Genomic DNA, 26,408 nt, shown 5'->3' on the forward strand with positions numbered 1-26,408 from the left:
AATCAATTTCCATAAAAGCTGACTTCGTCGTTCAAGTTTTGATCACATCTCCATTTGGACAAACTATGTTATAGTTGGAACAGATGGAAAACTGTAAATAGGAGTGAAATAAATGAGCGAACAACATACAACCAATGAAGCAGCTCAAACACTAGACGGCTGGTATGCACTGCATGATTTTAGAACCTTTGACTGGACAGCTTGGAAGCTGCTGACAAGTGATGAGCGCCAAGTGATTCTTCATGAGTTCACAGGTCTATTAGAAAAATGGAAAACAGCTGAGCACGATAAGGCTGGAAGCCAAACAATCTATAGTATTGTCGGCCAAAAAGCAGATATTATGCTCATGATTTTGCGTCCAACCATGGAAGAACTGGGTGAAATTGAACTTGAATTCAACAAAACACGACTAGCAGAGTTTACGATCCCAGCTTATTCGTACGTTTCAGTTGTTGAACTTAGCAACTACTTAGCAGGAGGCGGAGATGGCGGAGATCCTTACGAAAACCCGCATGTACGTGCACGTCTATACCCAGAGCTCCCTTCTTCTCAATACGTGTGCTTCTATCCAATGGATAAAAGACGTTCCGGCAACGACAACTGGTACATGCTCTCTATGGATGAGCGTAAATCACTCATGAGAAGCCATGGCTTAATCGGCCGCAGCTATGCTGGTAAAGTAAAGCAGATCATTACAGGCTCCGTCGGTTTTGATGATTATGAGTGGGGCGTCACTCTTTTCTCTGACGATGTGCTTCAATTCAAAAAATTGGTTTATGAAATGCGCTTTGATGAAGTCAGTGCACGCTACGGCGAATTTGGTTCCTTCTTTGTCGGAAACCGATTAGCAAACGAGCAGCTGGCGTCTTATTTTCATGTATGATAAACTCTTAAGGCTTCGGATCTTTCCGAAGCCTTTTTATGTATTTTTTTAGAAAGGTGATCACATCATGAAAAACTTCCCCATCGCTATTTTTGCTTTAACGCTCGGTGCGTTTTCGATTGGTATGACTGAATTTGTCATCAAGTGTTGGAACAATAACTAGACATGTATAAACCTTTTGTCTTTTGCTTGTTATACTCTTTTCTGTATATACTGCATAAACCATCAAACCTATTGAAATAAAGACATAGTGTAAGACCCATAAAGAAAGAACTACATGATGTGTTTGCCATTGAGAAAATTCCGTATACGGCCCTCAGCAATGCAGTTAGGATGAACATCATTTTATTTCTTTAGCCTACTTTCAATAAATTGAAGTGTGTCAGCTGCTATTCTCTTTCTAGATAGAACAATTCCAGCATGCCCACAACTGTATACGTGCCTTTTAGGTTGATTCCAGCTATTCCACAGAGTATCAGCATCGTTTATGTCGATATACATGTCATATTTTCCTGATATTAAGAGTACATTTTCTTTGTCTATGAGAAGTTTTGCTTTACTAGGGTTCATAATGTCCCAAGCTTTGTCGAGTTCTTCATACGTTGTTCCATGTTCCTCCAGATCTCTTCGTATATACTTCCCAGGAAGAGTGTTCCAGATGGAATGCGCAATATTATTCGCATAAAAAGCTGATACAACAATATTCACGTCTTTCTCGACTGTTGCTAATAAGTTTGTTAGCCACCCTCCTAAACTAATACCAACTACGATTATTTCCCCACCTTCATTTTCCTTAATCCATTTAATCAGCCCTCTAAGTTCAACAATAGCTTGCTGGGAGGATTGCACTGTTCGACTTATATTGGCGCTAATCATGTGTTCACCTGAATATGTTGAATTTTGTGGTTCCCTATCGAAATGATAAGGCAGCGTGTAGTAATACATATTCCAATCATAATTTTTAACGATTTTATCGTGATAAATCTTCTTAATCCTGTCGTATGAATCCATGCGCCATCCATGTACGAAGATTATATTGGGCTTGTGCTTAGACTCTTTTCGTAAAAACACTTCCCCAGTAACCTTGTCATTCCTATCTACACCAGATCTGATGCTTGAATGAAAAGAAAATATCCCACTTTTTAAGTTTGCTGTATGGTTATTGATTTGAAATTCTAAATCAATTGGCTGAGCACTAAAAAAATGATCCCTATTACCAACGTCAATAGGCAAATTATTATAGTGACTTTCTTTGCTCCTTGTTCTGTGCATATCCATTAATGCTGCGTAATCTATTACTTTTAAAAGCTTCAAAAGAATTAACTCCTCTAATCTCAAATTATTACTATAAAAAAAGGTTATTTTTTTAGAAACATGAGTTTAAAGATTAATATAAATCCACAATCAACAAACTCACATCAGCCATAATACCTTATTAACAATTCACATTTTTATAAATATATTTAGTCTGTTTAAGATATCTTGGAATACAGAATTTTATTTTCTATATATGCCCTCAGCCATTATCGGGAATGCCGGCGGTGCTGCGCTTGGCGGTCTTGCCATCCAGCTTACACATTTACAGCTTGTACCGTTATTTGCTGCAGCTGTAACTTTCATTGGACTCATCATTACGATCATGAGCTATCAGTCAGATAGACGAACAAAAAGGGCCTAAGTCAGGTCCTTTTTTACTTCACCACGGTCATTTCTGGCTCTTCTATTGGTTTCACACGTTCCTGAATGGGATGAGAAAAAGAGTGCCCTGATAAGACGATATGAGATACTGTTTTTGTAAACCCAGACACTGCCTGAATAAAGGCTTCAATTTCTTCAAGGGAAGCGACTGACAGCTTAATGAAAAAGCATGACTGCCCTGCCACTCGATAAGCAAAAAAAGCGCGTGGATGCTGATTCATAAAAGCCACAAAACGTTGATACTCCCCGTTTAGCACTGTGACTTCCAGCAGGCAGTCAATCATAAGCCCTAATTTTTTATAGTTAACCTGAACCGAATACCCTTCGATAATCCCTGCATCTTCTAATTTACGCACTCTTTCTGCTACCGCAGGTGCGGATAAATTGACCCGCTTGGACAACTCCCTCATAGATAAGCGGGCATCTTCTTTCAATTCATTTAAAATATGCACATCAACATCGGTGATTTTCATTCGTACCTCTCCTATCCAAAAATCGTTCCATTTGAAAAGTATTTTATGATAATACTTATGATGCGAAATGTAAAATAAAACTAAATAATGGTAGAATTTATTTTAACGGAATTGAATGAAAAAGCAAGTTTGGAGGGATCACCTGATGAAAGAATCTTTAGACAGCCAGGCTTCTAAAACATTTCCCATCACACTTGCCATTGCGCTCACACTTGGCGTCTTTGCGGCGGGATCGGAAGAACTGGTGATTTCACCACTGCTGCCTGATTTATCAAACTCTTTTCAGCACTCTCTTGATATTCTCGCCCTTTCCATCAGCATTTATGGGTTAGCTGTGCTGGTTGGAGCCCCGCTGCTTGTTCCTTTAGGGGACCGGTATTCAAGGGAGCTATGCCTGATTATCGGGCTTTCTTTCTTTTTGATTGGCACCGTAATGTGTGCGGCTGCCCCGAATCTGGCCGTATTTTTTGCAGGCCGTGCTATTTCTGGGCTGGCGACCGGTGTATTTGTGCCAACAGCCTATGCGCTCGTGGGTGACCGGGTTCCTTATGAATATCGAGGCAAAGTGATGGGGCTCATTGTGTCGAGTTGGTCTCTTTCTCTTGTCCTTGGTGTACCAATTGGCGCCTTCATCGGGCAGAGTTTAAACTGGCGATGGACCTTTTGGATTTTCGCCATCATGAGTCTCATTGTCCTGCTGCTCGTCATCCTTGAATCTCGTAAACAAACCGCCACAGCGAATACAGGAACACCTCAAGCTAGGGAAAAAGCTGGCTCTTTATGGGGAGCTTTGAAAATTGATCGTGTCCCCGCCTATTTGACCGTGACATTTTGTAATATGCTTGGATTTTATGGCATGTACTCGTTTTTAGGAGCGTATCTACAAAGTTTGTTTTCTGGAGGGCAATCGACGGCAGGACTTCTGATCATGGCTTACGGTGTCGGTTTTTCCATGAGTGTATTTACAGGGAAATTAGCAGACTGGTTTGGCAAAACTCGTTCTCTTTTCTTTGTGCTGGGCGGCATTACGCTCGTTCTCGCCTTACTTCCTTATGCTCCTTTCTCATGGACATTGCTGATTTTTGCCCTATTTATTTGGGGTGCCATGCAAAGTTTATCTGTCACGCTTTTGAGCACTGTTCTAAGTGACTGCTCCCAAACCCACCGAGGCAAAGTGATGGCTTTTTACAGCCTTGCGTCCAATCTTGCCGTTATGCTTGGTTCCGCTCTTATGGGACCTGTCTATGTCCATTTCGGCTATCATACGGTAGGGCTTGTATGTGCTCTCGTTACGCTTGTTGGTTTTCTTATTAGCTTCGTCAGCTATAAACGTGAACGAACCTTACAGCAGAAACATAAAAACACATTTGAAACGTAAGTTCAATTCACTGCACATCTAGGTATGTGCAGTTTTTTAGATCAATTTTTAATATCATCATAAAATACATTTTTTATAAATTTTGTTGACAATTGCCAATTTTATTTTTTATAATCTAGTAAAAATTTGAAAAAGATTGGATGGTAAACATGATCTTAAAGAATGATGTTTTTCATTTCAAAGAAGAGCCCATCGTTTCACCTAAGATGTTTACAGTCAATACACTAGGCCCTAAGGGGACAAGCAGTGAATACGCAGCAAAATACTTCATCTCTCATTCCACCACTACACTCGGCACTCATACGAAACTATCCCTTTATGACACATTCGAAACCTGCATTGAACATACTCTCTCTCACGCACTCCAATACACTCTCGTTCCACACGCATACGAAGGAATCAAACACTTCTACATGAGACCTGACCTGCAGCTCTTACAAATTTTCAGATGTGACACACCCATGTATGGCTTGGCTGTCAGACCAGATTTTCCATTTCAAGAACAAATGCTCCACCATTTAAAAATTGTCTCTCACCCTGCACCTGTCAATTTGATTCAATATTTCATTCACCAAAATGCTGAATTTGAGCTAGTCAATTCGACAAGTACTGCCGCACAAAAAGTAAGAGACGGCGAATTTGATTTCGCTTTAACCAATGAGGTAGCCAGAGCCACATATGGCCTCACCTTCGTTCGAACGTTTAAAAGTATTCCTATGAGCTGGTCCATATTCGGAAAAGGAGAGATATAATATGCAAACTGAACAAAAAACGCAAGAACGATATTTTCCACAAGCCAAAAAAATAGAATGGGAGAATGGTGTCACACAATATTCCACGGTCAGAGGTGATACGGAAGTACTAATCTCATACATCCCTCCTCACACGATCATTAAACCTCACGAGCATCCCGAAGCACAAATCGGCATCGTATTAAAAGGCGAGCTTCAAATGACAGTTGGCCCATCGACCCAATTGCTTACCCCTTTAGAATCAGCGTATATCGCACCACCTTTTGTCCCTCACGGCGCTTCTAACCTGACAGATGAAGAAGTGATTGCTATTGATATTAAGAGATTAAAAGATGGCGAGGAATACACGGCGCCTCCTACTTATTTCTTAGACATTTTCAAAACACGAGATTTACTTCCTGGCATGGAAGTGACCTTTTTTGTTGAGGATTGGATGGAGCTCATGATAGCCAACATTCCTGGAAATGGCGGAGAAATGCCTTTTCACAAACACCGAAATGAACAAATCGGCATTTGCATTAGCGGAGGTTATGATATGACGATTGAAGGCTTTACAGAGAAAATGGAATTTGGTACTACCTACTTTTGTGACCCTAGGGAAGACCACGGGGCGATAAATCCAAAGCTGGAAGCATCAAAGTCTATTAATCTCTTCTTCCCTCCCCGCTATAATCGGTTGAAGCCAAAAGCGTCTAAGGTGAAGAAATGAACCTCGACGGAAAAGTCGTCCTGATTACAGGAGGTGCATCGGGAATTGGGCTTGCCGCAGTCAAGCTTTTCCTTGAGCACGGAGCAAAAGTTGCAGTGGCTGACATCAATGAAAAAAGCGGCAAACAGCTCGTCGAATCATTGGCGCACGAGCATGTTGCGTTTTTCAAAACAGATATTACAAATGAGTCTGACTGTCAAAAAACCGTTCAGTCTGTGCTGACCCAGTTTAGGACAATCGATGTGCTGATTAACAATGCAGGCATTGAAATTGTCTCTCCCGTTCACGAGATGACACTAGAGGATTGGAACCACATTGTACAGGTCAACCTGACGGGTGTATTTCTCATGAGTAAGCATGCTTTGCCACATATGCTTGAAAAGAAAAGCGGAAGTATTATCAATACTGGATCTGTCGGAGGTCTTGTCGGCTGGCCTGACATCCCTGCCTATAACGCAACAAAGGGCGGTGTCATCCAGCTGACCAAATCGATGGCGGTCGACTATGCCGCCCATCAAATCAGAGTGAACTGTATCGCCCCAGGCATTATTGATACACCATTAAATGAAAAATCCTTTTCAGACAATCATTCAGAAAGCCTTGAGGTTGTTAAAAAGGAAAAAGCAAAGGTGAACCCATTACTTCGTCTCGGAAAACCCGAAGAAATTGCGGGCGTCATGCTGTTTCTCGCCTCTAATCTATCCAGCTATATGACTGGAAGTGTTGTCACAGCAGATGGCGGTTACACCGCTAGATAAAAAGGAGTGCTTTCATTGAGTAAAAAAACCGTACTTGTCATTGCTGATCTGGGAGGATGCCCGCCCCATATGTTTTATGAAAGCGTGGCTGTATCGTATCATATCGTTTCTTATATCCCGAGACCCTTTGCTATTACAAAGGGACACGCTGAGCTAATCGAAAAATACTCTATTGCGGTCATCAAAGATCGAGATTATTTTGACAAAAACCCTTCTTTTGAACACCCAGATTCGATTTACTGGGCACATGATGATTATCTAAAATCCGAGGAAGAGGTGGTGGACGACCTAGTTCGCGTCGCTTCCTTTTTCAAAGCGGATGCGATCACCACCAATAATGAATTATTCATTGCACCAATGGCAAAAGCCGCTGAGCGACTTGGGCTGCGCGGCGCTGGGGTAAAGGCGGCTGAATTAGCGCGTGATAAAAGCCAAATGAGGGCTGCATTCAACGCAGCTGGGGTCAAAGCAGTAAAAACTCAGCCTGTCACGACTTTAGCTGATTTTCAGCAAGCCATTGAACATATTGGTACACCGCTTATTTTAAAGCCTACATATTTAGCAAGCTCCATTGGCGTGACCCTTTTTCATGACCGATCCGGCAGTGATGATCTCTTTTTAAACGTACAATCCTATTTGCAAACCATTCCCGTTCCAAACGCTGTGACGTATGAAGCACCGTTTGTCGCTGAAACGTACTTAGAGGGGGCTTACGAGGATTGGTATCAAGACGACGGCTATTCTGATTATGTCAGTGTAGAAGGATTAGTTGTTGAGGGTGAATATATCCCTTTTGTCATTCATGATAAGACCCCTCAAATCGGCTTTACTGAAACGGCTCATATCACTCCGTCGATCCTAGACAATGAAGCCCAGCAAATCATCATTGAGGCAGCGAGGAAAGCAAATGAAGGATTAGGTCTTGAAAACTGTGCCACTCATACAGAAATCAAGCTTATGAAACATCGAGAAACCGGACTGATCGAATCAGCAGCTAGATTTGCTGGCTGGAATATGATTCCGAATATCAAAAAGGTCTTTGGGGTGGATATGGCTAAGTTGCTGATTGATGTATTAGTCGATGGAAAAAAAGCTAATTTGCCAAAAGAACTACTTTCTGGACATACGCATTATGTAGCAGACTGTCATTTATACCCTCAGCATTTCAAAGAGAGCGGACACATTCCGCCTGAGGCCACACACATCACCATTGATCATGTGCATATTCCGCAGGACACTTTAGTTGGAGATACTGTCATCATCAGCGAATCTGTCCCACCTAAAGGAACCTTTGTAGATCTATCTTTATTTGAAGCATTTAATGGCATCGTGTCTCTTGAATTAAAAGGGTCGTCTTCTCAGGATGTTGCCGCCTCCATCCGTAACATTCAAAAGCAGGCAGCCATTCAGTTAATGGATGAATTAGTGAAGGGATAAGAAAGAGAGGATGTCGTGGTGAAGATCTTACCATCTAACATGATTGAACGGCTGCCAGAACAAAAATTTGGAACCGTATTTGAGAAAATTGCGCATAAAACACAACACGGAGCGAACATTGTGAACCTTGGTCAGGGAAATCCTGATCTTCCTACTCCGGCGCACATTGTGATTGCCCTTCAAGAGGCAGCAGGCTCTTTGCAATTTCAGCAATATGCACCTTTTAGAGGCTTTGACTTTTTCAAGCAAGCCATTGCAGATTTCTACAGAAAGGAATTCGGCATTGAGGTTGACCCGAAGAAGGAAATTGCCCTTTTCAATGGAGGAAAAACAGGGCTTTATGTGATGAGTCAGTGCCTGCTTGATCCAGGGAATATTGCCCTCGTCCCCGATCCGGGATACCCAGAATATCATTCAGGTATCTTGATGGCGGACGCAAAGCCACATTGCATCCAGCTTGAAAAGAAAAATGGCTATTTGCCGAATTTCTCTTCAATTGATCCAGACGTGTTAAAAAAGGCAAAGGTGCTTTTCTTAAATTATCCGAATAACCCAACTGGTGCTGTGGCGAATGAAGCTTTTTTTGAAGAGGCTGCAGAATTTGCGTCCGCTCACGATCTGCATGTGATTCATGATTTTGCTTATGGTTCCTTTCATTATGAGCAAAAACCAGTGAGCTTTCTAAAGGCTCCTCTTGGGAAAAACGTAGGAGTGGAATTATATTCTTTATCCAAAACATTCAATATGGCAGGATGGAGAGTCGCTTTTGCTGTAGGCAATGAGGACATCATTCATGCCATTAACGCCTTCCAGGATCATGTGTTTGTCAGTATGTATGGTGGATTTCAACATGCCGCCACCGTCGCTTTACAAAGTGATGACTGTCATATTCAATCATTGAAAGAAGTCTACATTGAACGAATGGCTTTCTTCATCCGTCAAGCGGAGAAGCAGCTTGGCTGGACCATTGAACGTCCAGCCGGCGCCTTTTATTTGTGGGCACCGATTCCTGATGATTTCGAGGATTCTCATGCATTTGCCGACTATTTACTCGAGCATGCAAATGTCGTCGTGACGCCTGGGGGTGTGTTTGGAACACATGGAAGACATCATGTCCGCATCTCAATGGTGGCGCCAATTGAACAGCTTGCCCTTTTTATCGATCGGCTGCATATACTGCCGATTCGTTTTCATCAAAAAACCCGCATATAGCGGGTTTTTCATATTTATATACTTTTCATCGAACCACCATCGACAGATATTTGCTGTCCGGTGACATAGGAGGCTTCCTCTGATGCGATAAATGCCGCCAATGAAGCCATTTCACTCGCTGAACCTACTCTTTGCATCGGGATCCCTGACGCAACAGCCTGTACAGCTTCTTCCCGTGATAATGACTGCTCACGCATCATGTTTTCGATAAACTGTTCATATCGATCTGTAGCAATAAATCCTGGGTTTAAACAATTCACTGTGATCCCTGAAGGCGCAAGCTGTGTGGCTGCATTTTTACTAGCATTGATAATCGCTGCATTCATCATACTGTTCGTAAACATTTGATCACCAGGTTCCTTCCAAAGGTTCCCGACAATTTGAATGATCCGGCCATATTCATGTCTTTTCATCATCGCTGCCGCACGTTTCATCATATCAATGTACGCTAGGGCTTTCTGAGAAAATGCTGCCAGCATCTGCTCACTTTCACATGAATTAAAAGTATCTGGCTTCCCTCCTGGAATGTTATTAATCAACACATCCAGTCTGCCAAACTCTTGATCTATTGCCGCAAAGGCCTCAGCTCGCACTCCTTCATGCGACATATCACCACAGAAAAGAGACACCGGCTCCTTTGTTTCTGCCATACGCTCAATATGCTGCCGCGCATCTTCTAGTAAGGATTGATTTCTAGAATTGATGATGACCTTTACATGGTCCTGGGCGGCAAGCTTTATGGCGATTGCCTTTCCAATCCCTGTACTTGCCCCTGTTACAAATGCAATTCTTTTAGACAAACTCATCCACATCCCTTTTCTGCTTAACTTAGAAAAATACATAAAATGACACTTATAGAATGTATTTCAACAAAAAAAGACCTTTCTCCTGCGAAAGGCCTTTGTTCTTTATTTAAATGTCGTTTCCCAATCAAATCCGATTGTCTCGTCATTCCAAGCGATTCTCTTTTCATCTGGGTTTTTCGGGTCATAGGATTCTGTCGTGAAATAGACAATTTGCAGCGGCGTCTCGCCTAGTACCCGGTAGCCATGTGCGACACCCTTTGGGATGAGGAGGAGCATTGGATTGTCTTCCCCCATATAATACACATCGGTTTGACCCTTTGTAGGAGAGTCCTCACGCAAATCGTATAAAACGACCTGAGCATGACCTGCTGGGAAAAACCAAACGTCATCTTGCTTTTCATGATAATGAAAGGCTTTGATCACACCTGGAAAGCTTTTCGACCACGATGCCTGCCCAAAACGTTGCAGCATGGGCTCATCATCTCGAATGAGCTCTGCAAAAAAGCCGCGATCATCACAATGTTTCATGAGTTTTTTCGTTTGTACACCATCAATCATGCTGATGCCATCTCCCTTCTTTCTGCAAAAATTCGTGAAGCGCATCCTTCCAATGTCTCGGCTTCCAGCCTGTGGCTTCAATCGCTTGAAGGTCTAACACAGAATAGGCTGGACGAGGTGTTTGGAAGCCGTACTCTTCTGTGGAAATTGGCTCAATGGTCGTAGACAGGCCGCTTTTTGTCACAATTTCTGACGCAAAGTCAAACCAGGAACAGCTTTCTCGGTTACTGACATGATAAATTCCTGCCTGTTGATCAAATAAATGAATGATGGCCTCTGCGACATCTTTTGTATAAGTAGGTGAGCCTATTTGGTCATTCACGATGCGCAAATGATCCTTTGTTTCTGCGAGCCGAAGGATGGTATTCACAAAATTATGTCCCTCATGTCCGTATAGCCACGATGTACGGATAATTTTCACTTCGTCTGATACAAGATGAAGCAATTCCTCACCAAGCTTTTTACTTTTTCCATAAATGGTGTGAGGATCTGGCTGTGCATCGACTTGGTAAGGCGTGTCTGCTTGCCCGTCAAACACATAATCTGTACTGACATGTAGCACATCAGCCCCTATGTTCTTAGCCTCCAGCGCCGTATAGTAGGCGCCAATGCCATTAACAAGATACGCCTTTTCCGTTTCTGTTTCACACTGATCTACAGAGGTATATGCTGCTGCACTGACAACAATATTAGGGCGAAAGTGTCTCATCGCGTGTCTGACTGCTTGCTGGTCTGCGATATTGAGCATGCTCCTCGTTAAGGCAATGACGGTGATGTCTTTCTCCTTGAGCTGTCTGCTCAATTCTTTCCCTAGTTGCCCGCCTGCACCGGTGATTAAAACTTTCATCCGTCACCCTTCTTCACTCTGATCATATTTGGCATGATACCAATTGATCGTTTTTTCAATACCTGCTTCAAATGATGTCTCCTGCGTCCAGCCAAGCTCCCGTTTTAGCTTACTGGCGTCAATCGCATACCGTCTGTCATGTCCTTTACGGTCTTCAACAAACGCAATACGGTCATGACTGATCCCGAGCTGTGTCAGAATGGTTTTGGTCAAATCGAGATTCGTTTTCTCGTTGCCGCCGCCAATATTGTACACTTGCCCAGCTGTTCCGTTTTCAAGGACCTGCTTTACAGCTCTCGCATGATCCTCTACATACAGCCAATCGCGAATCTGCTGGCCGTCCCCATAAATCGGGATCTTTTCTCCATTGATTGCTTTTCTAATAATCGTCGGTATTAATTTCTCTTCATGCTGATGCGGTCCATAGTTGTTGCTACATCTTGTGATCATTGCGGGTAATTGGTGAGTGTGAATATAAGATTTTACAAGCAGGTCTGAGCTTGCCTTGCTTGCTGAATAAGGATTATTCGGTGAAAGTGGTGTTTGTTCTGTGAAAGCAGGATCATCTGGCTCTAAATCTCCATATACTTCGTCTGTTGAAATATGAATAAGTTTTTTCGCCTTTCCTTTTAAGACCGCTTCAAGCATACGATAGGTACCGAGGACATTTGTTTGAATAAAAGGCTCTGCCGATTCAATACTGCGATCAACATGGGATTCCGCTGCAAAATGAATGATGGCATCATAGACTTCATCAAACGCTTGATCTAGCTCATGTTGAAGAGCGATATCCCCTTGAATAAAACGAAAATGAGACAGCTTTAATAATTCCTCCATCTCCTCTGGATGACTGGCATATGTTAACTTGTCAAAAACAGTGAGCCGGACATCTGTTTCCTGAAGCAACAGCTTCACAAAATTCAGTCCAATAAATCCCGCTCCGCCTGTAATTAAATAAGATTTCGTCATTCGTATCCCTCTTTTTTCTTCATCGTTTCAAACATTTTCGTCGATGCTTGGTGGAGAGATTCATGTGTTCCTGCATCAATCCACCACCCTTTTAACATATCATAGGTCAGCTGGCTATTTGAGATATAGAGATTGTTTACATCTGTAATCTCTAATTCGCCTCGATCTGACGGCGAGATTTTCTCAATATATTGAAAGACTTCTTGATCATAAAAATAGATACCCGTGACGCAGTAGGATGAACGCGGATGCTCCGGTTTTTCCTCAATTGATAAAATTCGGTGGTGGGTGGCATCAATTTCTGCAATACCAAACCGCTTTGGATCTGCCACTTCTTTCAACAGAACCTTCGCTCCGCTTTCTTGCTGCTGAAAGGCTTCAACAAAAGGGGTTAGCGAATCCTCAAATACATTATCACCAAGCATTAGCACAAACTTTTCCCCTTCTACAAAGGGCTTTGCGTAGGATAAGCCGTCCGAAATTCCAGAAGCTTCAGGCTGGACCTGATACACAATGTTCATCCCTAGTTCCTGATCGCCTTCAAGTAGCTTTTGAAACAGCGGGATTTGTTCTGCTTGTGATATGACCATTACATCCAATATTCCCGCTTCTTTCAATTTGAACAATGACCAATAAATCATCGGATATGGGCCAACCGGCAATAAATGCTTATTGAAAATCTTTGTTAAAGGTGCCAGTCGTGATCCCTTTCCTCCTGCTAAAATAACTCCCTTCACATCTACACATCCTTATGTTCTTTTTGGTGATGATTCATGAGGTGTATAAGAATGTTTTTCACTCGTTCGGTTCCTTTTCCATCAATGAGTGACCGTCCATTGAGATGGATGCTCCTGCGGAGAAAGTAGCTGCCGGATAGTCTGCGAGTAGCACGCCATATATCCTTTTCATCCACAAGGCGACCTAATCCAAGATGGTGACAGGCTCCCTTTTGTGCAAAACGAGTGGCTGTTACTGCTTGGTGGTCTACTTGCGAAAGGACAATGCTGGGCACTCCGATACAAACGGCCTCATATAACGTCATCCCGCCAGCAACAATCGCTAGATCGGCTTCTGCAAGACGGGCAGGTAATTGATCCGTATGACGAATGAATTGAATATGTGCAGCCTCGATTTCTTCTTCGATGCGAGAGGCTTTTCCTGTAACCGCTAGAATGTGTAAATGGCAAGCTTCGAGAAGTGCTGATACAGCCTTTGTTAATAATCCGCTTGGATCACTGCCTCCAAGGCTGATCACCACCTTCTTACATTCTTTGCGAACCTCATATGTGTCTTTTAATTTGCTGATTTCGTGATCTAACAATAAATAAGGTGTTCCATAAAAGTAGTCCGTTCCATTTACTTGCAGGTGCTTTTCATCCAGTCCACCATAAATGCCGTTTACGACAGCATCAGCAAGCTGGCAAGCTTCTGTTCTTTCTTCTTCAAATAAGACCAGTTTTGCATTTCTGGAGGACGCTTTGATCGATCGAAGGAACTGAAGGTCACAATCAAGGACATCGATTAGCAGAAGATTAGGATTTAGCTCTTTTATGTCCTGCTCCATTTGAAGGAATACGTTTGATTCCTGCACCAAATGAACGTGCCATGCTGGATGCGAGAGCATTTCTACACAAATCTGTTCATTTGTATAAAAATATAAGTCGTTTCCTTCTTGAATCAGTTCCTTTGCCAGCCGTTTCATTCTAACGACATGCCCCATCCCTCTTAAAAAACCACCGTACACAACAATCATGATTTTTTTATTCATTCAGCATCCTTCTGTCTCACAAATTGATTCAACCGAACAATATTAGGGTCTTGTTCACAAATGACGATAAGCTCAGCCGTAGGCACAGTAATAGATCCACCGGCTTTCTCAAGTAAACGGGTAGCAAATACATAATCTTCTTCTGTATCAATCGTGAATCGATAAGCAGGATATGCGAGTTCTTTGGGCGGTGTGAATAATTGCAGTTGAAATCGATCAGGATGCTTTCGGATATACAGCGTGACATGCTCACGCTCCGGCTGCGTAAGGGAGAAATTGTCGATTTCACGTAAAATGGATGCGTCGATCATTTCCCCGGAAATACCGAGTGGCGTTCCAGTCGTATACGTATAATCAGCCTTCTTCCGTCTATGTTCTTCAAGCATTTTCGACAAAAGCGCCGGATCTATAAATGGATTATCTCCCGTTAAACGTACAATGGTTTGTGGTTCAAAATGTTGAGCTATCTTTGCGAATCGCTGCAATACATCCATCTCACTGCCACGAAATACCTTATAGCCCTTTGATAAACAATAATGAGCCAATAGATCATCTTCTGCTTCGACTGTTGTGGCGATCATGAGGTTCTGCGTTTTGTGATTGTAATGATCTGATTGCTTTACCCGTTCAACGATGAAATCGATCAATGCCATACCTCCGATCGGCTTCATCACCTTTTTTGGCAGTCTTGTTGAGCCCATTCTAGCCTGTATGACAAAGAGCACATCATTGATCATTTGTAGACTCCTGCATGAGCACATCTTTCCACGAAACCCCTGTATGGGCTGGAATGTCTCTGACAGCCTTGACGCCAAGTAAAATCTCCATGTACCGCGGATGCAGACCTTGGCTTTTTTGTCCTGGACGTAATACGGCTAGATTTTCTTCGGTCAATGTCTCGCCCTTTGCAATCCCTTTTGTCGTAAAAATCCCTCGATACGCAAATTCACGAATCTGCCCTTCAATGGCTGTTGTCGTTTTAAAAGAACTGCCAAGGAGCTCCTCTGACACAGAATGAGCGTCTGTTTCTGATTGATTTCGGTCCTTTTCTGCCGCTCGAATATGCTGAACCATTTCCTTTAATTCTTCGGGATCGAGTGCAAAGGAATGATCGGCGCCAGGCAGCGTCTTATCTATCGTAAAATGCTTTTCAATCATGGCTGCCCCAAGCTTCACAGCAGCAACAGGGGCTTCAGTAGGATGCTCACTATGATCGGAAAAGCCGATGACTGCCTGAGGAAAAGCGGCGGCTAAGGTTTGGAGCACACGAAGATTCGTATAAGCTCTAGGTGCTGGATACTTTGCGACGCAATGCATGATGGCGACCTGATCGTTTTGCACGCTTGTAACCGCCTCATACGCTTCATGAACATCTGCAATAGTGGCCCCGGCTGTTGAGAAAATGATGGGCTTTTGAAAAGAAGCTGTGTGACGCAAAAGAGGCAAATGATTGATTTCATAGGATGCGAGTTTGAAAGCTGGTGGATCGGTTTGATTTAATAAATCCGCAGATTCTTCGTCACACACTGTGCTTAAAAATATTAGCCCTTTTTCCTCACAGCGGGTTAATAACATCGGCAGCCATTCTGGCGGCAGCTCCATTTGTTCGACTAAGGAAAAAATGGACACCTCTTCTCCTTTGGCTGTTTCGTATAAACCTGGTTCCTTTTGATACATCCGATCAGCTTGAAACATTTGAAACTTCACTGCATCGGCACCTGCTTCTTTTGCCACATCAATTAAAGCAAGCGCCTGATCCAGCTTTCCATCATGGTTAATGCCTGCCTCTGCAATGATAAAGACAGGCGCACCATCCCCCACTTTGCGATCTCCAATGTAGAAATGCGCCATCTTACCTCTCTCCTTTTTTCGGCCATACATGGTAATACAAGAAGGCATTTGTTGTTCTAAATCCCATCTTTTCATACAGCTGAATGGCGGTTGTGTTATGCAGCTGTGTTCCGGCAGAAATAAAACGATGCCCTCTCTCATAAGAGACCTTCATCATCTCAATAAACAGCTTTTTCCCGATCCCTTTTCCTTGTACATCCGGTCTAATCGCAAACAGCTCAAGCGCCAGCTCATCGCCCTTGGTCATCCCTTGTATCAAGCCCACGACTTCATCGTTCACCTTTGCTACGATATTGATATCTGCACGTCCGAGCACATTATTTCTCATCCATTCTTGATAGAAATGCTGGACGACATTCTGGTCTAAAAATGGATCGAGGGCATACCGGCTTTTCACAAAAGCCTGATAAGCGAGTGACACCGCCTCATCGTATTCCTTTTCATCCGGCAGACTGATGACCACATCTTCACCTGTTGATGGCATTTCCATGTGAACAGGTGGCGCTTCAAGACGAGTGAGACCGCCCACATAGTACACATGTGACAGCCTTTGGACGATGCGGTTTTTTTCAACATCCGCCGCTTCAAGACGTAAAAAGAAAAAATCGCATTTTTCTGTTCTCATCCAATTGATGAAGCGCTCCATCAATTCCTGAAAAGCAGATGCTGACTCAGCTTCCGCAAACTTCACATGAAAAATATGCTGATCAAATATGCCGCTTTCCCATTTTGACCAATCGTATAACAGCACTGCTTTCAGCTGGGCGCCACTGACAAGACCAAACTGTTTGAAGCCTTTCATTTGTTCAATTTGTTGACCGTATTTCTCAATCCAAGCGGACAGCACCTGATCGTCTATTGCATGAACGGCCTTCATGAAGATGCCTTCTGTTCTTTTAAAATAGACAGCACCGCAGTGATGACATCCTGCACATCTTCATCTGTCATACTTGGATAAAGAGGCAGTGAGAGAGTCCGCTTGTAGTACGCGAGTGACTCAGGGAAATCCTCTGGTGAATAGTGATAGGTTTGTTGATAGTATGGATGCAAATGAACAGGGATAAAGTGAACACTCGTGCCGATTTTATAGTCCTTTTGCAGCTGATCAATCAGCTCATTGCGTGTGATGAATGCTTCTTTCGGGTCCACTTGCAGTACATATAAATGCCATGCATGTCTTCCCTCATGATGGACTGGCGGCAGGATCAGCCCTGCTTCCTTTTGAAATGCTTGATTGTATGCTTTCGCAATTTGTTCTCTCCGTGCCTGCATATCATCTAAACGGCTTAGCTGAACAAGCCCTAACGATGCCTGCACATCAAACATGTTCATTTTATAGCCAGGTTCCTCGACCTCGTAGTACCACGTTCCTTTTTCTCCATAACGATTCCATGCTCCTTTGCTCATCCCATGGAGTGCTAGTCTTCTGATCCGAGCGGCAAGTGCATCATCATTCGTCGTCAGCATGCCGCCTTCTCCGGTCGCTATATTTTTCGTCGCATAAAAACTAAAGGCAGTCGCATCACCAATCGAACCAACGGGCTGACCGTGGTACGTTGTGTAAAGAGCATGAGCGGCATCCTCAAGCACAAATAAATCGTACTTTTTGGCAATGGCTAAAATCCGTTCCATATCGCACGATTGACCAGCAAAATGAACAGGGACAATCGCTTTTGTGTGTGGTGTAATCGCCGCTTCTAGTTTCTCTGCATCGAGGTTGAGTGTCGCTGGGTCAATATCGACAAATACAGGAGCTGCCCCTGTATGAATGATCGTATTGGCTGTTGCGCAGAATGTCAGAGGCGTTGTAATCACCTCATCCCCATTCCCAATCCCTCTTGCTTTTAAGGCTAAAAATAAAGCAGCCGTACATGAATTGACAGCGATCGCATGTTTTGCACCGGTCAGCTGCCGAAACTCTTCTTCAAACTGTCTGACTTTTGGTCCGGTTGACAGCCAGCCGGATTTTAATGTTCCAATGACTTCGTCAATTTCTTCCTGCTCAATCAACGGCAGGGCATAAGGAAGAAATTGTTCTCTCTTTTTTTCCATATCGCTTGCACACCCCTATCCTCATCTCTGAAAATCCACACCTGTTTTTGTTTGAAGCAGAGAAAGCAGAACATCGGTCGATCGCGCATGCGGATAATGTTGTTTAATGAACTCAGCTCCTTGCCTCTTTGCCAGCTTCATTTCTTGATCATCCGACAAAATACGAATGGCTTTCTCAGCCAGTTCAACAGGGTTTTCCATATGATAGCTGCCAAGCGACTCGTAATAAGGGTATCTTCTGCCTTCTGTCATTTTCCCGATCAGCACACTCTTTTCAAAGAGCATCGCTTCAAGACCGACGGTTGATGTGAGCGTAATGACCATATCCATATAAGGCAATAGATCATACAAGTCGATTTCTTTTTTAATCAATCTCACATGATTTCCTGCTCGTTCAATGGACACATACTCATTTAATCGGTTTCGGGCAATTTCCCACGGATGCGGCTTCATGATCAACTGAATGTCTTTCCGTTTTGCAATCGTTTTAAGCACATCACCATAGAAGGCTTCTGAAAACGGCTGCGTTGCCACAAGCACGGTCTTTTTGGCAGGATTGAAGTTCAATTTTCGAAAGACCATTTCCTGTTGAAGCGGCGTTCGATCCTTCACCAAGTCAAACCTCGGATGACCTGTGATCTCCACCTGTTCCGGCTGACAGCCTTTGTGTACATACCAGTCTTTTTCATACTTTCCAAACACCCCGTGGCACGTCGTGAAAATCGGCAAAAAGGCTTCGTCGCCCATCAGTGCGCCGTGCTGAAGACAGATACTCGTGAGCTGGCGTTTCACAGTTTGCAGTGCAAGTACGCGGCTGTAAGCATCCTCCGTTGTCCCCACAATAATGGCTGCAATTGGCTCCATCTGAAATAGCACTTCTGTCTGGTCAATCACATCAATAAATTGCACAATGTCCTTCCGAAGCTTTTCTCTAAAAAAGACATTGCCAAAGACGGGGTGCTTTGCGTAAGGTTTAAGGAGAGCATTTGCTTTCTCAATATATTCAGCATGGGCTTCTTTATTAACCTCTCCCGCTAATTCCGGCTTGCTGATGACCGGTAAACCAAAATAGTCTGCCTTCTTCCAGCGAGCAAGCACCACCGTTTGACTCGGATGGAACCGCGTGTAATTTTGTTCAGTAAAACGCAGATGTTCAAAGTGAAGCAAGACCTTTCCATTCGCCGGACGATAAGCAATACGCTTGATCTGCTGCTTATGTTGATCAAAAAATGGCTGAATCTCTTCCGGCAATGGACAATCGGTTGTCAATTCATGACCGAATGCTTCACCCTCCATACGTTCCCTCACTTCAGGACTGATATATTGATAGAAATTGCTGATCAACCCAAGAGGAATTTGTTGATAGGACAAATCCTTCATGAGATTTACATACTCAAAATACACCTGCCAATAATGATGAATATAGTGCGACACTTTAGGTCACCTCCCATGTCTTTGCTTTAATATATGGCGGAGCTCCCAGCAGGTAGACTGCTCAGGAAGTGCTTGAATAAAGGCACTTTTCTCTTCTTCCGCCAATTGATAGTGAATCGACTGTTCTGTGATGTAATTTGTATCTAACACTTCATCATAGGGATAGAACGGATAAAAATGATTTAATCGAAAAAAGAACCGGGCATCCCCTATTCGATAAAAATGCGGACTCTCGTCCCAGTAAGACCCAAATTCAGCATGAATTTTTGTTAAAATAGAAGCACGATGAACGACCGAGCAATGATCTATGGCACAAGGTGCATTCCATTGCACCGTTTGCGCAGGTCGAATCGTTTCCTTTACTGGATCTTTATTGCTATTTAAATAGATTACTTTCGATGCAGAATAGACAATATCTTCACCTGGTCGAGCATCTAGATAATGTGTGAGCTTTTCTAAACGGTCCGGGGCATAGACATTGTCATCTGTGGCATAGGAAATATACTCGCCCTTTGCTAGTTCTAAAGCTTGATTAATGAGGACGGCGTATCGGGTTTTCGCTGTTCTCTCCTCCAGCGATTTGACACCGCTTTGGATAAAATGAACACGGGGATCTTTGCGAAAGGGCTCAATCGCGTCAAGGGTTTTTTCATTTGAACCATCGTCCATGATAAATAGTTCAAAGTCTGACAGCGTCTGCTGCAAAACCGCTTCAATCGATCTGCCGACGTAAGCCGCCTTGTTGTAGCTCGTCATAATGACAGTTACTTTTGTCAAAGTTTTCACCTCGGTCTCTTTCAAACTATGTTTATCATATGTGTCTCCTCTTAAAGAGACTGTAGAGTGACCTATTTTTTATAAAATTGTATTTTTTTAATGATCTATCTTTGAAAAACGCGAACTTTTTGGTAATATAAGTAATCATTTATGTGTATTAAAGGAGTAAAGAACATTGGAAGCTATGAAGAATGATCACTCCCAACAAGAGGAAGTAAAAGGTTTTTTTCGATTTTTTAAAATTTTTGTCGCAACAAAAACGATTATTCGCTCATATCAACATTCCTATATTCCCATTTGGCTGATGATGCTCCTTGCAAGTATCGCTGGTACAGGCTGGGTCTACGAAGGGTATTTTAGCGAGTATATGGGCAATCATATTCCATTTCCTTTTATTTTGTTACAAGGTGCGGGATATGGTATTCTCGCAGGCAATCTCGGTCTATTTTTCGGTGTACTCATCCTAAAGTGGTTAGGGCGTCTTTTTTTCGGCAGTCAAACGGCATATCGAGATGTACTCAAAGCCTTCACGCTGACGACCTTTTTCCCTTCCGCTTTATTTGCACTCAGTTGGATTTGCACGATTGGAATGCTTGGTCCGTATACGTTTGTCAAAATCTCACCCTATTTAGATCAGCATTTTGAGGTATGGTATTATCTCGATCTTTTGACACTGATTGATGCTTATGCAAAGACGTGGATATTTGGAATGACTGTTTTAGGCATTGTCGCTGTGATGAAGCTGAAATTATGGCAAGCCTTCCTCATCGTGATCACACCGCTTGCGGCATGTTTTCTTATCATTACTCTTTTATTTGGTGTCCAGCGCGCTGTAAATTGGATGATGTAAGGCCTGACAAAGAATGCGAGGGTTTGCCCGCGCCTAAGGAACTGCACCACAGTTCCTTTTTTTCGTTCAATGTACATATTCTCCCCTCCTGTCTCATAGTGTGAAAGAGAGAAAGAATGCTATGGAAACAACAGGTGCTCAAGCGCCTTCTGTTTAGAACACCATGAGGAAAGAGGAGGAACGTTATGAAATTGAAAAATCAATTTGGGCAAGGTTCGGGTTTCGAAGGTCAAGATTTTCGCCAGCAACAATATGGAGCAAATCCGTATCCTGCGCAGCAGATGGGTTATTCAGTCCCTCCCCAAACGCAGGGTCAAATGCAAGGACAAATGCAGCAGGGATTTTCACCAATGCCGTCTACTGGTTCTTCACCAGGGGGGCAGGGCACGCAGAGCGGCGGGCAGCCTTATCAAATTCCTTCTGGACCGATTTATCAGCAGAATGTCACTGGTCAGCTGCCAATCGAGCAGTCCTATATTGAAAATATTTTACGATTGAACCGCGGCAAGGTAGCCACGATTTATATGACGTTTGAGGCAAGTAAGGAATGGAACTCGAAGATTTTCAGAGGCGTCATTGAAGCTGCAGGACGTGACCACATTATCATTAGTGATAACAAGACAGGAACACGATACTTACTATTAACGATCTATCTTGATTACATTACGTTTGATGGGGAAATTCAATACGACTATCCATACTCCATGTCCACGTATTCTCCGAGGTAGATAACGCACATATCGCAAAAGCAAGGAGCAGGCGCCCTTGCTTTTTTCTTTTGATTAGGTTTTTGTCACACCTCTAGGGCGCTCGTCATAAGATGCCTAGTAGTTTTTATCAAACGCCTAGAGGTGACATCAATGACTGTTGAGCTGGATTATACTTCCCCAAATGTTAAATATTCATACGACCTGAATCAAAGTCCCCTTGTGAAATACGATCAGCGTAACCTGATTAACGTTTTAGGAAAAAAACAATTAAACTCGTTGGATCAAGTATCTCTGCTGGATATATATTTGAGTAAAAGCAAAGTCGTAGAGCCTCATTATCATCAAAATGCCGCAGAGCTTGTTTATTGTATAGCCGGTTCTGCTGCCGTCTCGATGCTGAATCCATTTACAAAAAAACTTCACACCTATACCATCACCCCAGGACAGGTAGCAAACGTACCTCAAGGCTGGTGGCACTATGAAGTTGCCCTTCAAGACAGAACTCATTTGTTAGCCATTTTTAACGCATCTACGCCAGAAGTGATCCTAGGCTCAGACCTTCTCACCCTCACCCCTGCTCACATCATGGCACATACGTATTGCATGAACGAAACACAGTGGAAACAGGCGACTCAGCCTGTGAAGCCAAGTGCGTTTATCGGACCATTTTGCCACAGAGAAGAGGAAGCACAAACGAACCCTGTCCCTCCGTCTCACTACATCCCTTATTATCAAGCACCGCCAAACTACGCCCCTTACTGGAATTAAGAAAAAAACCGATGCCCCTCTCAGAGCATCGGTTTTTTAGCTTATAAATTTTTTGCTGCTGCAATGACAAGCATGATCCAAGAAGCAATAAACGCCACTCCGCCAATTGGGGTAATGGCACCTAGAATCTTCACCTGAGTCAATGCTAGGACATAAAGGCTTCCTGAGAAGAAAAGGATACCTGCAAGCATCACCCAGCCAGCGGTTGGGACTAGAGAAACACCTGACAGCTTATCTGCAAGAAAGGCGACAATAAATAGTCCAATCGCATGGAACATCTGATATTGAACCCCTTTGTTCCAAATCTCTATATACTTTTCAGGGATTTTCCCTTCAAGACCGTGCGCACCGAAGGCTCCGAGTCCAACAGCTAGCATCGCATTAATCGCACCTAAAATGAAAAATAGTTTCATTCGTCATTCTCCTTATCTCGTCAATTATATTTATCATAGCGCGGGTGACAGACGATATTCAACTTTCCCTTTACGTTGACACGAGATTGTCGGATTTCTTTTTCTTTCGTAACAGAACTTGATCGACCGCGATCGCAATGAGTGTACCTAGAACAAGTCCATTGCTTAATAATGAAATGAGCACAGGATGCATGCCTTTCAAGGCTTCCTGCGGTACAAACATCGCCCCTACACCTGCTAAAACGGCAATCCCTAGGACAAAGCGAATCCGCGGAATTTCTTCTTTCTCATACTGATCAAACTCAGACATCGCAATTCCAATCATCGAGGAGAACACCACAAAGTTTACAGCAAGCCCCACAGGTGATGGCAATGCGGAGAAAAAGCTCATGAGCAGCGGGAATAAACTAATGAGTACAATGAGCAGACTTCCTATGAAAAATGGCTTTCTCGATGGAATTTTCGTTGTCTGGATAAATCCTGCTGCCCCGGAAATAGGTACAGGCGCAATCGCTCCGATCAATCCGCTCAGTAAGTGACCAAATGCTGCGACAAAACCAGCCGGCCGAGCTCTCTTCCGCTCACGCAGTTCACCAAATGCCTTCACTGAACTTTCCACAATTCGAATACTTGCCAGCATGTTCACAATGAGTAATATCGTAATGAAAAAGGACGTGACAAGCAATCCACTGTCAAAGACTGGCATGCCGAATGGGAAAAGCTTCGGAAACTCGATGATTTTTTCTGGAATTCGAACCGGCTTTGCCAACCCGAGTAGAGCGAATAACAACCAGCCTCCTGCAAGGGCAAACAACACAGAAAACTGTCTCAAGTAATGCCATTTTGAGCGGCTGATCATGAAGGTCAGGATAATAATGAAGATTGATAAGCAAAAGACAAGCCCATCCACCTGATTTCCCCGATAGCCGATGCCCATCAGCCCTTTCATGATCGGCTGACTTAACTGGACAACTAATAATAGCAAGTAAATGCCTGTGACGACTGGCGTAAATAAAGACGCGAGCCAATTAATGATTTTAAATAAACTAAAAATAAAAAAGAAAGCGGCACTAAAAATTAAAGCCCCTTGTAGTGCTTGCAGAGTTTCAGGATACGTCGCAAAGATGGTTCCTGTCATACCTGCATAAAGGGTATACACACCCCACCAAAGCCCCGCTGGACTTTCATTGATCGGCAGCATATGGCCGCATAAACACTGAACCATCGCCACAAGACCAAGTGAAAAGAATGTACTTTGAATCAGCTCCGCTGACTGCACTTGGTTCAATTCAAATGCTTGTGCAATCGCAATTGGTACAGCAATAGAAGCTGCGATAAAAAATGCCATCCACTGAATGGCGCCCAAAAATAGTTTCAAACCGATCACCTTCCCTTTGTCGTGACAAGACCATTAAAAATCAAAGATAGAGTCGCCGTTCCCATCCTTCTCTTTTTGCCCCTCTTCTTGATGCTGAAATTTCTTCGCACCACTCGCACCCATCAGTTTCTCAAGCATGGCTTGATCTGAGGATACGGGCGGCGCGGACGGTGTCTGTATCGAAGAAGGTGGCGAGATAACCGGCGTTTGCGGCATTTGCACCTGTGATGGTGCATCGAGAATGACATCACATAGTGAAGAAATCGCCGCCACTTGGCGTTTCACCTCTTCATCATTTTCACTTTGTTTCGCCTTTTGAACCGCTTCCTCCATTTTTTGAAGCAGGCTTGATATATGAATATTCAAGGGTAGACCCTCCAATCTAAAAAAGTCTCTTTTCAACATTATTTTACCAAATGAACAAACGAAATGGGTTCATTTTTTCAAAGCAGTCTGCTCCCGCCTCTCTTATTTGACCCGACATAGCCCTTCACACATAATAAAGGAAACAACATCGTTTATGAAAGGATTGAATAATGGACAAACTCACTACTCTTTTTCAGAAACAAAAAGTCTTTCAAAAGCCTCCGGTGGAAGAACGCATCCGTCTTCTTAAAGACTTAAAAGCAGCCATCAAACAGCATGAGAAGGATATTTTACAAGCCTTGGCCCATGATTTACATAAATCCGAACAGGAGGCCTACACAACAGAGATCGGGATGGTGTATGAGGAAATCAATCATACCATCAAGCACCTCCACAAATGGGCAAAGCCAACACGCGTGAAAACGCCCCTCACTCATATCGGGTCGAAAAGCATGATTATGAAGGAACCTTATGGCAATGTGCTCATCATTGCCCCTTGGAACTATCCTTTCCAATTGGCCCTTTCTCCATTAGTTGGTGCCATTGCTGCGGGTAATGCCGTTATTTTAAAACCGTCTGAGCTGACGCCGCAAGTTTCAGAAGTAATCAGTGCAATGGTCGAACCTGTATTTCAAGAAGACCATGTAGCTGTCGTAGAAGGCGGTGTAGATGTGAGTACAGAGCTGTTGAAACTGCCCTTTGATTATATCTTCTTTACAGGAAGTGTGGCAGTTGGCAAAGTCGTCATGGAAGCCGCCGCAAAGCATTTGACCCCTGTCACACTTGAGCTTGGCGGAAAAAGCCCTTGCATCGTCACGCCTGATGCAGATATCAAATTAGCGGCAAAGCGAATCACGTTCGGCAAATTTACCAATGCTGGCCAAACGTGTATTGCACCAGACTATTTGCTTGTTCATGAATCCATTAAAGACGATCTTTTGCGGGAAATGACAGCCTGTATCCGTGACTTTTATGGCGAACAACCGGAAACACATCCGCACTTTGGGAAAAATGTCAGCCAGCGTCATTTTGACAGGCTCTCACAATTTCTCTCAAATGGAACGATCGTTACAGGTGGACAGCGCAACGAAGACGAGCTCAAAATTGCACCAACCATATTAGACCACATCACATGGGAAGATCCTGTCATGCAGGAGGAAATTTTCGGACCGATTCTGCCTGTCATGACCTTCGATTCTCTGCACGAGGCAGCACATATGATCAAAGCTAGACCGAAGCCGCTTGCTCTTTACTTATTCACAACAAGTAAAGAAACAGAAGCCTATATTCTAGACCATCTCTCATTTGGCGGAGGATGTATCAATGACACGCTCATGCATGTCGCTACTCCTTACCTGCCATTCGGAGGCGTGGGTGAAAGCGGCATGGGACGATATCACGGGAAAGAAAGCTTCTTTACGTTTACGCATGAAAAAAGCGTCCTGCGCCAAACCAATCGCTTCGATTTTTCCTTCCGTTATCCAAATGCGAAAAACGGACTCGACTTGGTTCGTAAATTTTTAAAATAAACAGGACGAAGGGTCTCTCCCCTCGTCCTCTT

Annotated in this window: 29 protein-coding genes; 12 read left to right on the plus strand and 17 right to left on the minus strand. The window is 43.4% G+C overall.

Features of this window, described 5'->3' with window-relative positions:
• Positions 1–112: 112 nt before the first annotated feature.
• Positions 113–883, plus strand: coding sequence for a hydrogen peroxide-dependent heme synthase (gene hemQ, locus NSQ36_RS17525; protein ID WP_309216063.1), 771 nt, complete (start codon positions 113–115; stop codon positions 881–883).
• A gap of 345 nt (positions 884–1,228) precedes the next feature.
• Here hemQ and NSQ36_RS17530 read toward each other — a convergent pair whose 3' ends face one another.
• Positions 1,229–2,197 (minus strand): alpha/beta hydrolase family protein, encoded by a 969-nt coding sequence (locus tag NSQ36_RS17530; RefSeq protein WP_106918397.1) that lies wholly within the window; start codon positions 2,195–2,197, stop codon positions 1,229–1,231.
• A gap of 196 nt (positions 2,198–2,393) precedes the next feature.
• On the opposite strand from NSQ36_RS17530, the gene NSQ36_RS17535 reads away from it, so the two are divergent.
• Positions 2,394–2,561 carry a hypothetical protein gene (locus NSQ36_RS17535; protein ID WP_339206256.1) on the plus strand — a complete coding sequence of 56 codons (168 nt, stop codon included), beginning with the start codon at positions 2,394–2,396 and terminating at the stop codon, positions 2,559–2,561.
• Between the two features lie 13 nt (positions 2,562–2,574).
• Here the strand turns inward: NSQ36_RS17535 and NSQ36_RS17540 are convergent, their stop codons facing one another.
• Positions 2,575–3,054: an Lrp/AsnC family transcriptional regulator gene (locus tag NSQ36_RS17540; protein WP_106029502.1), complete on the minus strand. Its 480-nt coding sequence runs from the start codon at positions 3,052–3,054 to the stop codon at positions 2,575–2,577.
• Between the two features lie 145 nt (positions 3,055–3,199).
• Here NSQ36_RS17540 and NSQ36_RS17545 point away from each other — a divergent pair, with 145 nt between their 5' ends.
• The 6 genes from NSQ36_RS17545 to NSQ36_RS17570 all read left to right on the plus strand — a co-directional run bounded on the left by NSQ36_RS17545 (position 3,200) and on the right by NSQ36_RS17570 (position 9,300).
• Positions 3,200–4,432 (plus strand): MFS transporter, encoded by a 1,233-nt coding sequence (locus NSQ36_RS17545; protein WP_050944482.1) that lies wholly within the window; start codon positions 3,200–3,202, stop codon positions 4,430–4,432.
• Between the two features lie 149 nt (positions 4,433–4,581).
• Positions 4,582–5,184, plus strand: a complete 603-nt coding sequence (locus tag NSQ36_RS17550) for a bacilysin biosynthesis protein BacA (RefSeq protein ID WP_310425372.1) — start codon at positions 4,582–4,584, stop codon at positions 5,182–5,184.
• Between the two features lies 1 nt (position 5,185).
• A complete protein-coding gene (locus NSQ36_RS17555; RefSeq protein ID WP_284907452.1) occupies positions 5,186–5,893 on the plus strand; it encodes a cupin domain-containing protein in 708 nt (235 codons plus the stop codon).
• Entirely contained in the window at positions 5,890–6,651 is a 762-nt protein-coding gene (locus NSQ36_RS17560) for a glucose 1-dehydrogenase (RefSeq protein ID WP_339206260.1), read from the plus strand. Before NSQ36_RS17555 ends, NSQ36_RS17560 begins: the two co-directional genes overlap by 4 nt.
• A gap of 15 nt (positions 6,652–6,666) precedes the next feature.
• Positions 6,667–8,088, plus strand: coding sequence for an ATP-grasp domain-containing protein (locus NSQ36_RS17565; RefSeq protein WP_339206262.1), 1,422 nt, complete (start codon positions 6,667–6,669; stop codon positions 8,086–8,088).
• Between the two features lie 18 nt (positions 8,089–8,106).
• Positions 8,107–9,300, plus strand: a complete 1,194-nt coding sequence (locus NSQ36_RS17570) for an aminotransferase class I/II-fold pyridoxal phosphate-dependent enzyme (RefSeq protein WP_339206264.1) — start codon at positions 8,107–8,109, stop codon at positions 9,298–9,300.
• Positions 9,301–9,314: 14 nt separating this feature from the next.
• Here the strand turns inward: NSQ36_RS17570 and NSQ36_RS17575 are convergent, their stop codons facing one another.
• The 12 genes from NSQ36_RS17575 to NSQ36_RS17630 all read right to left on the minus strand — a co-directional run bounded on the left by NSQ36_RS17575 (position 9,315) and on the right by NSQ36_RS17630 (position 20,362).
• On the minus strand, positions 9,315–10,106 hold the full coding sequence (locus NSQ36_RS17575; protein WP_269199666.1) for an SDR family oxidoreductase: 792 nt from the start codon (positions 10,104–10,106) through the stop codon (positions 9,315–9,317).
• Between the two features lie 102 nt (positions 10,107–10,208).
• Positions 10,209–10,664: a dTDP-4-dehydrorhamnose 3,5-epimerase family protein gene (locus NSQ36_RS17580; RefSeq protein WP_003215275.1), complete on the minus strand. Its 456-nt coding sequence runs from the start codon at positions 10,662–10,664 to the stop codon at positions 10,209–10,211.
• Positions 10,657–11,511 carry a dTDP-4-dehydrorhamnose reductase gene (rfbD, locus tag NSQ36_RS17585; RefSeq protein ID WP_003214612.1) on the minus strand — a complete coding sequence of 285 codons (855 nt, stop codon included), beginning with the start codon at positions 11,509–11,511 and terminating at the stop codon, positions 10,657–10,659. Before rfbD ends, NSQ36_RS17580 begins: the two co-directional genes overlap by 8 nt.
• A 3-nt stretch (positions 11,512–11,514) precedes the next feature.
• Entirely contained in the window at positions 11,515–12,480 is a 966-nt protein-coding gene (gene rfbB, locus NSQ36_RS17590) for a dTDP-glucose 4,6-dehydratase (protein ID WP_106032080.1), read from the minus strand.
• Positions 12,477–13,217, minus strand: coding sequence for a sugar phosphate nucleotidyltransferase (locus NSQ36_RS17595; RefSeq protein ID WP_050944489.1), 741 nt, complete (start codon positions 13,215–13,217; stop codon positions 12,477–12,479). The genes rfbB and NSQ36_RS17595 overlap by 4 nt, the downstream gene beginning before the upstream one ends.
• A gap of 2 nt (positions 13,218–13,219) precedes the next feature.
• A complete protein-coding gene (locus NSQ36_RS17600; protein ID WP_113387470.1) occupies positions 13,220–14,248 on the minus strand; it encodes a glycosyltransferase in 1,029 nt (342 codons plus the stop codon).
• Positions 14,245–14,985, minus strand: coding sequence for a glycosyltransferase family protein (locus NSQ36_RS17605; RefSeq protein ID WP_339206268.1), 741 nt, complete (start codon positions 14,983–14,985; stop codon positions 14,245–14,247). The genes NSQ36_RS17600 and NSQ36_RS17605 overlap by 4 nt, the downstream gene beginning before the upstream one ends.
• Positions 14,975–16,099, minus strand: a complete 1,125-nt coding sequence (locus NSQ36_RS17610; protein WP_339206270.1) for an N-acetylneuraminate synthase family protein — start codon at positions 16,097–16,099, stop codon at positions 14,975–14,977. Before NSQ36_RS17610 ends, NSQ36_RS17605 begins: the two co-directional genes overlap by 11 nt.
• A gap of 1 nt (position 16,100) precedes the next feature.
• Positions 16,101–16,976 carry a GNAT family N-acetyltransferase gene (locus NSQ36_RS17615; RefSeq protein WP_050944493.1) on the minus strand — a complete coding sequence of 292 codons (876 nt, stop codon included), beginning with the start codon at positions 16,974–16,976 and terminating at the stop codon, positions 16,101–16,103.
• Entirely contained in the window at positions 16,973–18,151 is a 1,179-nt protein-coding gene (locus NSQ36_RS17620; protein WP_113387471.1) for a DegT/DnrJ/EryC1/StrS family aminotransferase, read from the minus strand. The genes NSQ36_RS17615 and NSQ36_RS17620 overlap by 4 nt, the downstream gene beginning before the upstream one ends.
• A gap of 21 nt (positions 18,152–18,172) precedes the next feature.
• The gene (locus NSQ36_RS17625; protein ID WP_339206274.1) at positions 18,173–19,585 is read right to left on the minus strand and encodes a CDP-glycerol glycerophosphotransferase family protein; all 1,413 of its coding nucleotides are present in this window, start codon (positions 19,583–19,585) and stop codon (positions 18,173–18,175) included.
• A 6-nt stretch (positions 19,586–19,591) separates the two neighbouring features.
• Entirely contained in the window at positions 19,592–20,362 is a 771-nt protein-coding gene (locus NSQ36_RS17630; protein WP_339206276.1) for a glycosyltransferase family 2 protein, read from the minus strand.
• Positions 20,363–20,546: 184 nt separating this feature from the next.
• Here NSQ36_RS17630 and NSQ36_RS17635 point away from each other — a divergent pair, with 184 nt between their 5' ends.
• The 3 genes from NSQ36_RS17635 to NSQ36_RS17645 all read left to right on the plus strand — a co-directional run bounded on the left by NSQ36_RS17635 (position 20,547) and on the right by NSQ36_RS17645 (position 22,690).
• Positions 20,547–21,212 carry a YIP1 family protein gene (locus NSQ36_RS17635; protein ID WP_223251281.1) on the plus strand — a complete coding sequence of 222 codons (666 nt, stop codon included), beginning with the start codon at positions 20,547–20,549 and terminating at the stop codon, positions 21,210–21,212.
• A gap of 185 nt (positions 21,213–21,397) precedes the next feature.
• Complete coding sequence (gerQ, locus tag NSQ36_RS17640) at positions 21,398–21,940, plus strand: spore coat protein GerQ (RefSeq protein WP_003215192.1); 543 nt, start codon at positions 21,398–21,400, stop codon at positions 21,938–21,940.
• Between the two features lie 132 nt (positions 21,941–22,072).
• The gene (locus NSQ36_RS17645; protein ID WP_339206278.1) at positions 22,073–22,690 is read left to right on the plus strand and encodes a cupin domain-containing protein; all 618 of its coding nucleotides are present in this window, start codon (positions 22,073–22,075) and stop codon (positions 22,688–22,690) included.
• Between the two features lie 41 nt (positions 22,691–22,731).
• Here the strand turns inward: NSQ36_RS17645 and NSQ36_RS17650 are convergent, their stop codons facing one another.
• From NSQ36_RS17650 to NSQ36_RS17660, 3 genes are all read right to left on the minus strand, one after another.
• Complete coding sequence (locus tag NSQ36_RS17650; protein WP_003215282.1) at positions 22,732–23,103, minus strand: DUF423 domain-containing protein; 372 nt, start codon at positions 23,101–23,103, stop codon at positions 22,732–22,734.
• A 70-nt stretch (positions 23,104–23,173) separates the two neighbouring features.
• On the minus strand, positions 23,174–24,481 hold the full coding sequence (locus tag NSQ36_RS17655) for a purine/pyrimidine permease (protein ID WP_003214905.1): 1,308 nt from the start codon (positions 24,479–24,481) through the stop codon (positions 23,174–23,176).
• A 33-nt stretch (positions 24,482–24,514) separates the two neighbouring features.
• Positions 24,515–24,847: a YwdI family protein gene (locus NSQ36_RS17660; protein WP_050944497.1), complete on the minus strand. Its 333-nt coding sequence runs from the start codon at positions 24,845–24,847 to the stop codon at positions 24,515–24,517.
• A 170-nt stretch (positions 24,848–25,017) separates the two neighbouring features.
• On the opposite strand from NSQ36_RS17660, the gene NSQ36_RS17665 reads away from it, so the two are divergent.
• Positions 25,018–26,376: an aldehyde dehydrogenase gene (locus NSQ36_RS17665; RefSeq protein ID WP_339206280.1), complete on the plus strand. Its 1,359-nt coding sequence runs from the start codon at positions 25,018–25,020 to the stop codon at positions 26,374–26,376.
• Positions 26,377–26,408 lie beyond the last annotated feature (32 nt).

Source organism: Bacillus sp. FSL W8-1143 (assembly GCF_037965155.1).
GTDB lineage: Bacteria > Bacillota > Bacilli > Bacillales > Bacillaceae > Bacillus > Bacillus pumilus.